The following is a 13,036-nucleotide window of genomic DNA, read 5'->3' on the forward strand; positions in this document are numbered from 1 at the left end:
CTCCTTTCGAACTACTCCACACCCAGCGCCTTAAACACTGCATCCTCCGGGCTCTGGTAAAAAATCAGATTAAACTTACCCATCAGTTCCGGTGGCACCGAGACCATATCGACGGTGGAAGCAATCGGCAGCAGCACCTTTTTGGCACCGCTATCGAGGCAGACCTGGAGCACATTGGCCAGTTCTTCCACCTTCATAATGGTTCCCCCGATACTGAGATTGCCAAGAATCGCCAGACTGCTGATCACCGGTTTTTTCATCGCCGCCGAACAGAGGGCCACCAAAGCTGCCAGGGTCAACTGACTGGTGATGCCGATCCCGTTCAAATCCTGTAAATGCATGAGATAATCTTTGCTGGTCATGCTGATGGTGCCGCTGATATTGCGACTGTTGGCCTTTAAATAGCGGTAGGCGGTTTCAATCGCTTCCTTGGCGTCGCGATCCGATCCAAAACCGGTTCGTTCAAATTTTCCGGAGCCGGCGACCATTTCAGTTTCCAGTTTAAAGACGCCAATCATCCCGGATTTTCCCCGGCTGACGGTATAAACCTGCCCCGGCTTATGCAAACCTTCGGGGATAAGTTTCCCGCCGCCCTGTTCCGGTACTGGGACGAACTCTTCACCAAAGCTTTCATTGTCAATATAAGAGAAATTTACATCATAGAATTCCATCCCACCAATTTTTTTCAGCTGTTCCTTAACCCGACGACGACTTTCAAGGGCCAGACGGAGGATCTCCTCAACCCCATCCTTATCGCATTTACCATGGGGATAGACCAACTTCATCAGGCCGGAGGCCATCTTCCTGACGGCAATCACATCCCGCTGATTGAGATTATTTCCCAGTTTGAAATAAGGGTCGAACATATCCGAATAGGATGTTTTTCGAAGCTCTCGCAAAAATTCAGACAGATAATCAGTGATCAAACCATAGTCGTTGGTGAAAAATTCCGGTCGGTATTTGGGGATCTCCCAACCAGGAACATAACAATGCATCCGGTCAAAAAATGCGCTGTCGCAGGCCATCGCCTCGGGGAATGGTTCGAAGAGGTGCGAGGTTTTTAAGAGTACATCGACACTCTGATTAATATTACCGACAAACACCATCGAAGCTGAGGCATTCTTTTCTTCTTTACCCCGGGAAAAAGACCCGGAAGCCATATAATCCTTCATGATCTGAACGCCGTCTTTATCTTTAAAGGTAATCCCAGCTACCTCGTCAAAGGCGACACAGTCCCACATTCCCACCAGTCCCACGGTTTTGTTGGACATATTGTAAAAGAGATTGGCGACCGTGGTTTGACCGCCAGAAACAAGAATACTGTTGGGTGAGATTTCTTTATAAACATGGGATTTACCCGTTCCCCGGGGTCCCAGTTCACAAAGATTGAAGTTATTCTCAACTAGGGGAATCATCCGGGTTAATAGCAGCCATTTCACCCGGTCATTGAATTTATCCGGTTCCATCCCGATCGAGCGTAGCAGCACATCGATCCATTCATCCTTGGTAAAGCGTTCCCGGCCACGAATGACCTCATCTAAATCCAGGTTTGGCATTTGGATTGGGGTCAGCTTTTGAATGATAAAGGGACAACGGCTTTTGTCCCCTTCATCAAAAAAGTATTCCAACTGAATAATGCACCAGATTCCGCCGCAGAGTAACCGCTCATAATCCGAGGCATACTGTTCCGGCACCGGGATATTTTTTATGCCCAGATTGGAGAACTCCGCTTCATAGACATCATTGCGAAAATTCAGTTTCACCGAAACATTATCAATTACCGTATAAGAGCCACGTTCCCGAAGTTTTGAGATAATCTTCTGTGCTTCATCCGGCCTGACAAAGTTATCCGACAGGATATTCTTCACGGTCGTAATCCCCTGGGTAATGAGCTCTTCGTCAGTGGTTGAGCAATACATCCCTAACAGGTACTCCAGCACATAAATGGGGACATTGGCACCCTCTTTGATTTTTTTGGTCAGATCCTTGCGCACGATTTTCCCAGCAAAATTTTCGATTAGCTTTTCAGATAATGCATTCATTTTATCAACCTTACTTTCTAAAATCCGAAATCATCTGCAAAGGCAATGTCGATGATAAATTCATGTCGTGCCACTTCCATATCCGATCCGACATCCTTCATGACCAGATCATACTTTTCATCTTTTGAATACTTCTGATTTCTAAAGATAAATTTTTCTTTAAACATGCGATTATCAACGTCCTGGTCTTTTCGATCCGCGACGATGATTTCCCGGTCGGATATTTTATCGCCGGAAGCGCTTTCAAAGTAAACTTCAATCCTGGCTGGCCGCAGACGATCGGTAACGGCTTCTTTTTGGAGAAAATCCAGATAGACAATCAGGTTGTTAATCTTGCGGGTCACCGAGGTTAGGACAACCTCGACATTTTCGACGTTTTGCTTTCTTTTTTCGGTCTTGACTTTTATCAGTGGAATCACTATTTCCTGAAGACTGGCCCCACCGTGGACAAAGTTCTGCCCGCCGCCCGGGGTTTTGAAAATATCGACACCGCGGGGAACGGTAACCAATACATCGCTGTTCTGGGCTCCGACATAATCCAGAGGATAGGTCAGCGTGCCCTTTAAGTCCGGCAATTCATTAGAAAGGATGAACCGCTTATTGATAAAGTCGCCGGACTGTTTCGATAAGGTTACCTTATCGCTTTCGTCCAATTTATCCCGCTTGTAAATAAAGCCATGATCGGCGGTGATGATGTAATTGGTAATCGATTTATCAACCGTCAGTTTTTGAATTAGATTCATAAGTTCACTGACCGTCTCATCCACTGCCGTAAACACTTCATTTTCCGTGGCCATATGATCGCCCCGGGCATCGATCTGATTATGATAGATGTAAATAAGCTCCTGTCCGGTCATCAGCTTGCGGATGGACTCCCTATTCATCGCCATCACCGCCTGATAGGTGGCAACAACTGATAGCGGATGACGGGTTTTTAAGATCTTCTCCCGCTGTTCACTGGATAAACTGGGCATCCCATCGACTAGCACTTCACAGGCTGAATTAATGGTCAGGGATTGATGCGGCAGCAGCGCCGCCATGCCCAGACGGGTAAAAGATGGCAGCACCGAAATCATCGGACTGATTTCCGATTTGGTGTTTGCCCGCTCATTCAGGCGTTTATCAAGTTCGACCCCAGCCTCATAGCGGAGGGCGTCGGAGATAATCACCACCGTTACTTCTCTTTTTACCGCCGCTGCGACCTGCTGCTTATAGAAATGCCACTGTTTTTCGCCGGCCAATTGATGCCAGCCACTGACCTTTACCAGGGTGTCCGCCCAGGCAATCGACAACTTCAACAGATAGGCATTCGTATACAAGTTTTCAACCCAGTCTCTTAATTGATGCAATGCCTCATCACCCGGGATCTTGTCATAGGCCGTATAAAAACCGCGGTAATAGCGGTCAATGCTTTCCCATTTTGTGGCATACTGCTGAATAAATTTATCAGCATTCCCAGCTTCAAGCAGCTCCTGTGAAAATGCCTGAATGCCGCCAACCAGCTGATCGGCCTTATCCAAAGCTTTGTAATGGTGCTGATAGGTTTGGGAAAAGTGTTTTCGAGCGCTACGGTTTCTGATCATTTCCCGGTGTTCCTCTGGCAGCAGAGCGCCCCGGTTGACCAGGTCTTCGGCCATCGCCTTGATGATATGAACATCAAAGGCTGCAAAGGTGTCACACTCAAAGTATTTCTCAGTAGGTACCGAAGCCAAAAAATCATCGACCTTTAATTTTCGGCCAATTTCTGTGGCGATTTCATCATACCGATCCTGCAAGTAAATATTATTCATAAAATTAGACACAAAAATAGCCACATCGTTTTTCTTATGCGAAACAAAAGGCTGCCAGCTTTTTGGCAGTTCCCCGGTAAACGAATTGGCCGTATGGGTAACCAAAAGCGTGGCGACCAGCTTTTCAAAAGTTTTGTTTTCCTCTCTATAGCCATAATATTTAGTACACAAGGCCCAGAAACTGGACAGCAGATCTATTTTTTCAAATTCAAACAAATATTTGTTCTCTTTTAATCCACCACGGTTGATCATTTTTTTCAAAATCTCATCCAGACTGGGGGTTGTCTCTCCTACCATCACGGCAAGCAGTCCGATTTCAATGATTTCCGGATTATATTCTTCAATCCCTAAAGCAACAAACTTATCAATCCGTTCATTGGATTTCCAGAATTTCCCGTATTGGGAAAGCTGTTCCTGATACTTTTCCGGGATCGCATAGGTACTACATAGCAGCGACACGCGATCCGTGAAAAATTGCCGGGAATAATAAGCAGTATCTGCCAAATGGTTATCCTTGTCCGCTGGCTTGGGGAAGGGTGCATAGATCAGGTAATTGTTGGTCTGATCCTCACACTCAAATAAAAACTTGGTGTACAGCGTGTTGTCCCCAGTTAAACGATGGATCGTTGCATTGTCTAAGACCAGACGATCAATGTCATTGATAAACTCGCCCTTATCATCGTACCAGAAAACAAGCCTTCGTCCATCTCCCAGTAATTTTTTATTTATTTGTTCTTGGATGGTTTGCAGATTCATACGTCACTCCCTTTCCAGCAAATATCACAATTTATTTGTATCATTCAGTTATCTTTTTTATCACCCTTTAAATAAATCGACATGACCTTATCAAAATTAGAAATATACACCTCATCCTGTTTTAATCTAAATTTTTCATATTCACTTTGTGCTTTTTCGATGGCTGCAATATGACTTATTTTACCGGCATCTTTTAGTATTTTCTGACGGTTATACTTAAGGAATTCATCCGTAATTTCCAGCCAATCTTTCATAGTCATAATTTGTTCATTAAGCGCCTGGAATTCCGCATAATCAATGTACATTGTAACAATTCGATTCATCCGGTCAAGCTCTTTTTCATTGAGATAATTTTTGGCTATCTTAATATCACTTTTAAGAATCTTACCATCCGGTGATGCTTTCCAATTTGTCAGTCCCATTGTGGGATGCTCACTATCAGAACGATCATGAATTATTTCTGCTGCGGTTTTCCCTGTTATAGCAAAATGCATTTTGTTCTGCACAAAAGCATAAAAACTCTTTGTCTCATTAGAATTAGACTGATAATCACTGCTGCATTGTTCAAAGACATCCGCAATCTTCTGATAGGCTCTTCGTTCTGAAGCACGGATTTCTCGAATGCGTTCTAAAAGTTCATCAAAATAGTCCTGTCCAAAAGGTCTGCCATTTTTTAGCATCTCATCATTGAGAACAAACCCTTTTAGAATGTATTCTTTCAAAGACTGGGTTGCCCATATTCTAAATTGAGTTGCCTTTTTTGAATTGACTCGATAACCGACAGCAATGATCGCATCTAAATTGTAGAATTCAAGCTTTCTTTTTATTTCTCTATTGCCCTCTTTTTGAACTGTTTCCATTATGGAAACAGTTGAGTTTTTTTCGAGCTCACCTGTTTCATAAATATTTTTTAGATGCCTGGATATTGCGGCCTTCTGAACGTCAAACAATTCACTCATAGATTTTTGCGTCATCCAAAAGTTTTCTTCGGCAAAAAAAACATCAACTTTCACTTTGCCTTCATCTGTTTGATACAGGATAATTTTATTTTCTCTTGTTAATGTGTCCATATAACCTCTTTTCATAAACAAATCCGAGAATTTTGGTTTAAACCTTGGCCAGCAGATTAACCTTGACCGCTTTCTTCCCTTCACTGGCGACTTCGACATCCTGGAATTTGGCGTAGTTCAGCTTGACCCCGTCATCCAGATCGATGGCGAGGCGGCTCAGGGCGACGTGGGCGATGGCCTGATCATAGAGCCGGGTTTCGGCTAATTGCTTAATCAGTTTTTCCTTCTTCTTGACTGCTGCGGCTTTATCCGCGGCTGGGGCTTCACTGGCGAGGATGACATTGCAGTGGTTAAGACTATCTTCCAGCTTGGCCTGGATTTTATGGAGATAATCAGTTCGCACCCGACCGACGGTGTCCTGATCGTAGCGGTGCATATAGATCAGGGCTTTAAAGCCGTTTTCTTTGCCACTATCAAAGAGCCAGTAAATCGGCCGTTTCTGATAGACTTTAATATGGTCTTTGTAGAAATCTTTGAGGAAATAATTCCGGATCACCTCCCGGGCGGTGTTGCCCTTATTCCCCAAGGCACCGGCAATAAAGTCGAGATTTTCTTCCAGAGATGCTTCCCCGTATACCACTTTGACAAAGTTAACCAGCCGGGCTACCATATCATCATCAAAATATTCCTCATCGGTGATGGGGATGATATTGTCCGCGTCTGGAATGATGGTGGTGTACTTGCCTGCTTCCCATTCCCCGCCGGCATAGGCAAGTCCTTCTATGTCCAGAGAATAGCGCCCCAGCATACAGCCGACCGCATAGGAAATCAGGGATCGGATATCCCGGCCCAGATCGGCCTTGCGGATGGTGACTTCCTTGTCTTCCACCTCAGGAGTGAGTTCGTCTTCCAGACCATAGATTTCGATAAAGATCCGGTTGAGTTCTTCTTCATTGGCTTTGAGCTGGGCGAATTGGTTTTCGGTGAAGGTTTCCCAATTGCTGTAAGCTAGAGCAAGCGAGTGTTTGGATGGGATTTGATCAGTTTCATCTTTTGGGAAAATTTTGTCCTCATTTTCGAATGAGGCATAGTAGCGATTTTCATTGTCTAATAATGGATGACGTTTGAAATCCCAAGAAGTTTCAAATGAGTCCCAATCATTGACTGACAACTCGATGTTGTCTTTGGCTAGCATTTGGACTTCTTCTTCATGATTCTTAAGAAATACTAAATTTTTGATATTCCCTGGTTGAAAATTCAATGTTGGATTTAACACTTGAAGATGTCTGAATACAATTTTTGTATTTAAATACGCCAATAAATACAACTCATCCTTTTCTTCAACAAATAACGAAGATCCCGCCACATCGAACAAAAATCCTTTTGGATAGTATCTCGCCCCAAAATAACTTGAAGAAATTAATGACCATGAAATCTGCGGTTTAAACATACTTCCTAAAGCTGCAATAGCAGTGTTATAATTAGGATTAGTTTCTCTTTGTTTTAATTTATAGTCTTTGATCACACTTCCATCTTTGTACCAATTTATAACAAAATCAATATTTCCATACCATTTTCTAAATGAACCACCTTTATTATATGGAAACCATACAAAATCACTTTCTACACTATCAAGGTTTCCAAATCCAAAACCGATTTTAGAAAATCCAATCTCGTACCAGCTTCTGACAAATAATTCATTATTTCCACTCGTCATTCCACCTCTTGCTTCATAGAAATTTCCAATTTTTTTGTTTTTTTCAAAAATTAGAAACTCATGCGCAGTTACCCAATAAGCAATAGGCATTCCAGGAATTTTCCCAAAGTTCTCCTGCTGCATTATATGTTTTCCACGTCCTTCAAAAAACCATTTTTCTTTCTGATTGATGCTATCAACTGCACCCTGTTTCAAGAAAAGTCGTCTATACATAGCATTGAAAAACGGAACATTTTTTTTCAATATCACGAACGATGTTGTTCCAAAATCCGAGCCAAACACGCCACGACCAAAGTGAAGCATATTTATAAATGTGCTATTCTCTACAATCGTTTTACGCAACTTTTCATAACTAGATAAAAACATCCAACCTGGTATATTGATCATCGCCATCATTCCATTAGATTTGCACATATCCAATGATTTCTGCATAAAAACCGTACTCATATCACTCTTGCTATCAGGATAATGACTCTTAACATAATCCCCCAGCTTCGGTCCCATGCCGCTGCCTCCCATATAAGGCGGATTGGTAATCACCACATCATATTTTTCTGCCATGACCTCCGCCTGCTTTAACAACGGTATCAAGTGATTGCTTACATCCTCCTGAATAATCCGATCCATAATGTTGTCATAAACTGCTGCAGTAATTTCGCTAACCCGTTTATTCAGCACTTCAAAATCGATCTCCGACATTTCCAGAATACTGCCGTATTCTTTGGCATCCGCAAACACCTCAACAAGTGTCTGAGTATCTTTAAAAAGACTTTCATTCCCATCTGCAATAAAGTTGATCAACTCCGTTTTAATCGCGTTGCTTTCCTCAATGCTACAAAGGTTTATTTGTATTTCACTGGTTAAAATCCGACGATTATATTTTCGTCCCTTCATCATCACGGCAAAATAGGCCAGCTGAAAAGCCCGGTCATCGATATCGAGACCGTAAAGGTTCTTTTCAATAATCAGTCTGGCAGCATCCCGCTGGGTATAACCGCAGCTTTCATAAATCTGTATCAATACTTCAAAGGCATAAACGAGGATATGGCCGCTGCCCATGCAGGGATCGATCACTTTGATATCTTCCGGGTTGAGATTCTTGGCATCCTGGCGCAGCATTTCCAGCTGTACCCGTACCTCCGGCTCCTGCTCGGCTTCCTCCAGATAATATTTCCAGCCAAAATAGCTGGCATTTAAATACTCGTTTGATAGTCCCGCTTCTGCTTGACAATGCTCCAGCCACAAACGCCCCAGGCTGTTTTCCACCATATAGCGGACAATCCAGTCTGGCGTGAAAAGCTGAGTGGCCGAAGGAATCCGTTCTTTGGTAATTTTGACGTTCTTTTTTAAGAGGGCAAAGGTTTCGTCTTTGGGCTCGGTGTTGTAATACTGATACATCCACCCGATAATCTCCACCGCATCCCGAAAATCTGCCTCATCGATCTTAAGCAGATCCCGAATCACGCTGTCTTCTTTAGTATATGAAATATCTAACAGAATTTCGGTATAATCGCGGTTGGCAGTTGAGGTGTTTTCAAACAGCTCCGGCAGGATTTCTCCCAAAGCGTTACATTGTCTGATCAAGAGCATCCGAAAAAGATTATCCAACTCGTTTTTCATTTTTAAACTCAGGATCTCATCCTTTTCGGCAGAAGTAAAATCCAATTCAATATTAGGAGCGAAGGTTACCAGATCCGGTTCAAACTTGTCTTTTGTTTCCGAGGACAGCACCCGCACCCGGGTGGGAAGATAGTCGTTGACTTCCATAAAGCGGATGGCGATGATCCGGTTGAACCAGGTATAGGCCACCTCTTCGATCACGGTGTGATAGCCGTTTTCTTTGATCTGCCTGATCAGGTTTTCCCGCTGGATCAATTCTTTTCCGGCCAATTTTGTTTCCGTCCCAAAATGGGTGGGAAACACGGCAAAGCCGCTTCCGGTGGTAATGGCCGTGGTGATGTTGTCTTCGGTAATGCCAATTTTTCCGGCCTTGTCTTTAACCGAAGCAATCAGTTTTTTTCGCGCCGTTACGGCAAATTCTTTAATGGCGGTCTTATTCATGTGCTGGGCTCCCTTAAATGGTCAGATTGATGATGGTGTCATCGCTGCGGTTCAGTTCTTTTAGTAATTCGCTTTTGACGGTCTGGATAAAGGCTTCCACGTCGCTTTCCTTTTCAATAGTGACGGTCGTGGGAATTTGCATGGTTTTAAGCTTGACGATCTTTGTTTTTTTAGGCGGTGGCTCTGCTACCGTTCCGCCCCCGACCGGTGAGGGTGGGTAAACCACCACGATGGCGTTTTTGTAATCGACAATCTCGTGAATAAAGCGTTCTTTCAGGGTTTCGCTTTCGTAACGGATATTTTTTACCGTCGCTATTTCGTTGGAACCTTCCAGCTTATCGATCAGTTCCCGAAAGGTTTTAATATAGCGGCTTTCAAATTTTTCCTTAACTTCCATCGGCGTCAGTTGGGCCAGCACGTCGCTTTCATCACTTAAAACAAGCGCCCGAATCGGTTCGACTTCCACGGCAATCAGCGCACTATGGCGTTTGGCATAGCGGCTTAAGGCATCCGGCAGTTTGAAAATATCATTGTAGGGGCTGGGCTTTTGGGCAACCTGCCTAATTTCTGCAATAGTGTCGCGGAGTTCCTCATCGACAATGTAGTTTTTGCTGTTTTCATAAATATCGAGATAGTTAAAGGCAGTTTTGAGAATCTTTTTCTGTTCGCTGTTAAAAAAGCTGATAATCGGTTCCAGATCATCCCCCAGATCCAGGAGCTCATCGCGGTGGTCGTGGACGTGTTTAAAAAATAGCAGGGCATTGGTCATATTTAAGATGGTTTCCAGCATCGCTTTGCCATTTAAAAGAATCGTCTTACCCGGGAATCGTTGTTCAAAGCGATATTCAATTAGCAGTGCATCTATTTCTTTGAGTTTACTTTTTGCCCGGGATTTGAATGTTTTGATGATGGTATCTTCTTCATCTTCAATGGCTGTCATCGCGAAGAGACCCTTCATCACTTCTTTGACCGATTTTATCTGGGCCTCGCTGGGATGTTCCCGCTTTTCAATCAGGAGTTTGTCGGCAAACTCGGTTTTGGTCAGCACCTTTAGCAGCTCCTTAGGCTCGGCTTCCACGGGGGACAGGGTTTCGCTGTTTAAAATCAGGCTGGCCTTTCCCTGTTTAAAGAGCATCGCGACCAGCCACCGGACGTCCCAGTCAATAAACCCGTAGGGGGCATCGGAAAAATGTTTAATCAGCGATTTTAAGGAAATTTTGGTGTGCCGGGACAGCAGCTCAATGGCGTTTAATAGATCCTCCAGCGCCAGGTTGTTGGCCGCTGGGGCATTGGAATCACCCATGGCAATCTGGCCGGTTGACTTGAAAAGCTGCTCAATGTCCGCAGACTGGGGCTGGGTTTCCATATAATAGAGCTTATTGTAGCGGGCATTGACCAGTTTACTTAAGCCATCATTGATCCGGCTTTCCGGGTCTTTGTTGGGAATATTGCTCTTATCGCCGGACACGTAAATATCAGCATGCTTAATCGCTTCTTCAATAAAAATCCGAATCCGCTGTTTCTTTTCGCCGAGTTCATCCTCTTTAGCCCGTTTAATGCTGGCAAAGTTCTTCTCCAGCTCCACTCCTTTTTTAGTCAAGTATTTACTGATTTTCAATTGCTCGATAATTTCATCCAGAAAGGTGGCGTCCCCGGGAAGGTGCACCAGCACCTGGGGCTTCTGGGCGGACAGCATCCGGAGGGTTTCTGTTTTGTAGTCGTCATCATGATAGGGGGTAATAATCTGAACTGCCATTTCCTCGGATTGGTTGTTCTTAAAATACCGTCCATCGACAATCTGGTTATAGGGAAAATGGTAGCGGTTATTGTAGCGGTATTTGTTTTCTTTAATGATTCCCTGAAAGATGATGGCGGCGGCTTCGTTGATGATTTCGCCCATTTCCACCGCTTCATTCTGAATCGCCCGGTTAATATCCTGCTCTTCGTTGGTCAAAAACATATAGACCTCGCCGTTTTTCTGAACCAGGGTCTGGGCAATCAGGCGGCTTAGCGAGGCCTCTACTTTTTTTCTGAGGTTGATCCGGTCATCATCGACGTTTGACACCATCAGGGTGGTGATGTTTTCGGTATTAGCTTTAATCTCTTTGACGTGTTTGATCATAAAGAGAATTTTTAATAACTCCACATCCAGCGGTTCCAGCAGGGTATTTTCTTCAGCCTGCTTAATGACAATGCGGTGGGTGTGGTCAATAAACTGATCCAGGGCGTTGTAAAAGGTATAAAAGGGCACCAGCGCTCCTTCGGTCGCTTCCATCAGCGACATCGCCGATTCCTTGAACAGGGCAATCATCGAGCGTTCCCCTTCGGCCAGATGCTTTCCGGAGGCGCTGTGATTACGGATGGCGGTTAAAACCTGTCCTAACAGGTTGAACTGATAAGGGATAAAGGGGTAAACCCCGGCGAACTCGTCACGGTTGCGGTAGAGCTTCTTTTCCACTTCGCCGGAAAAGGTGATCAGATTTTTGATCACCGATTCTTTTTGGTCATAATAAAGCTGCAAGGTTACCATCCCGGCCTGATTTTTTTCCAGAATCCGCTTGCGGATAACTTCATCTACGTTGGCGCTGGACAGCGAGAGCCGGGTATCAAAGCGACCCTGAATTTTCGAGAAGTCATTGCCTTTGACGGTGACAACGGCATCAATATCCTGCTGACTGGTGACGATCACCCAGGCCTTGCCGCCACAGGCGGTGCCCAGATCTTCGGTGACGGTCTGAAGATTGAGCATCAGTCGGGCATCATCAGCTATGTACTGGCCGATTTCATCGACCATAAAGACGACATGATGGTTGCTGCTCTTTTTGTCACAATAGTGTCGGATCAAACTGGCAAACTTTTCGATCGAGAGGGTATAAGTGTCAGCGGCTTTTTCACACCAGGTTCGGGCAGCTTCCTCACTCATAATCCCCTGTTTTGCTAAAACTTCCACCAGTTCGTCCTGAATAAAATAGAAGTCTTCCCGGGCATCCTCCCAGGCATTGCCGTAAGCTTGACGATAGGCGGCTTTAAAGCTTTCAAAATTTCCGTCATCAGCGAGTTTACGTTCCAGATCAGCCAGAAAAGGCAGTGAACCGCAGAAGCCCTGCATTTCATTGAAAACCTTCATAAAGACATCGATAATCGCATCTTTTGCGGATTTGGAGTTGGATTCACTTTTGGAATCGATATTGAAGAGGATTACGTCACTTGAGACATTTTCGGCCAAGCGAATGTTTGCCATAATTACGGAATCGTCCAGCTTGCTGCCGTCGGTGAAAAACTCGATGGCTTTTTTCCCGTTGACGTCTTTGTTTTCCAGCAGATAGGATAAAATCTTGAGAAAGTGGGACTTACCGGAACCAAAGAAACCGGAAATCCAGACCCCCATTTTATCGGTATAGCCAGTGATGCCATTTTTATAACTTTCGAAAAAGCTGCGGAAATGTTTTAGCAACTCTTTGGTAACAACATATTCATCCAGTTCCTGATAAATGTTGACATCATCGTCCTGGCCGACTTTAATGACGCCTTTAATATCCCGATCAATGGGTTTGACAAACATCTCTGCAATACGCATCTTTTTTCCTCCAAAGTTTTTATTTAACAACTCAAACTTCGCACATAATAATCGTCTAAAACCATTGTAATTCCGATGTTACG

Annotated in this window: 5 protein-coding genes; all 5 read right to left on the reverse strand. The window is 44.2% G+C overall.

What is annotated here, in order from left to right:
- Positions 1–11 precede the first annotated feature (11 nt).
- The 5 genes from brxL to brxC are packed head-to-tail and all read right to left on the reverse strand — an operon-like array spanning position 12 to position 12,953.
- Positions 12–2,042, reverse strand: a complete 2,031-nt coding sequence (gene brxL, locus ABGU93_RS09560) for a protease Lon-related BREX system protein BrxL (protein WP_347413236.1) — start codon at positions 2,040–2,042, stop codon at positions 12–14.
- 17 nt (positions 2,043–2,059) lie between these two features.
- Entirely contained in the window at positions 2,060–4,588 is a 2,529-nt protein-coding gene (gene pglZ, locus ABGU93_RS09565; protein ID WP_347413237.1) for a BREX-1 system phosphatase PglZ type A, read from the reverse strand.
- Between the two features lie 44 nt (positions 4,589–4,632).
- Positions 4,633–5,658, reverse strand: coding sequence for a virulence RhuM family protein (locus ABGU93_RS09570; RefSeq protein WP_347413238.1), 1,026 nt, complete (start codon positions 5,656–5,658; stop codon positions 4,633–4,635).
- A gap of 37 nt (positions 5,659–5,695) precedes the next feature.
- The gene (pglX, locus tag ABGU93_RS09575; RefSeq protein ID WP_347413239.1) at positions 5,696–9,376 is read right to left on the reverse strand and encodes a BREX-1 system adenine-specific DNA-methyltransferase PglX; all 3,681 of its coding nucleotides are present in this window, start codon (positions 9,374–9,376) and stop codon (positions 5,696–5,698) included.
- Positions 9,377–9,389: 13 nt separating this feature from the next.
- Positions 9,390–12,953: a BREX system P-loop protein BrxC gene (gene brxC, locus ABGU93_RS09580; protein WP_347413240.1), complete on the reverse strand. Its 3,564-nt coding sequence runs from the start codon at positions 12,951–12,953 to the stop codon at positions 9,390–9,392.
- Between the last annotated feature and the right edge of the window lie 83 nt (positions 12,954–13,036).

The organism is Acetobacterium sp., assembly GCF_039830195.1.
Lineage (GTDB): Bacteria > Bacillota > Clostridia > Eubacteriales > Eubacteriaceae > Acetobacterium.

What these genes read in the sequence shown, in the direction of transcription:
- brxL (WP_347413236.1), bottom strand. Translation starts at nt 2,042, where the DNA reads ATGAATGCATTATCTGAAAAGCTAATCGAAAATTTTGCTGGGAAAATC.
- pglZ (WP_347413237.1), bottom strand. Translation starts at nt 4,588, where the DNA reads ATGAATCTGCAAACCATCCAAGAACAAATAAATAAAAAATTACTGGGA.
- pglX (WP_347413239.1), bottom strand. Translation starts at nt 9,376, where the DNA reads ATGAATAAGACCGCCATTAAAGAATTTGCCGTAACGGCGCGAAAAAAA.
- brxC (WP_347413240.1), bottom strand. Translation starts at nt 12,953, where the DNA reads ATGCGTATTGCAGAGATGTTTGTCAAACCCATTGATCGGGATATTAAA.
- ABGU93_RS09570 (WP_347413238.1), bottom strand. Translation starts at nt 5,658, where the DNA reads ATGGACACATTAACAAGAGAAAATAAAATTATCCTGTATCAAACAGAT.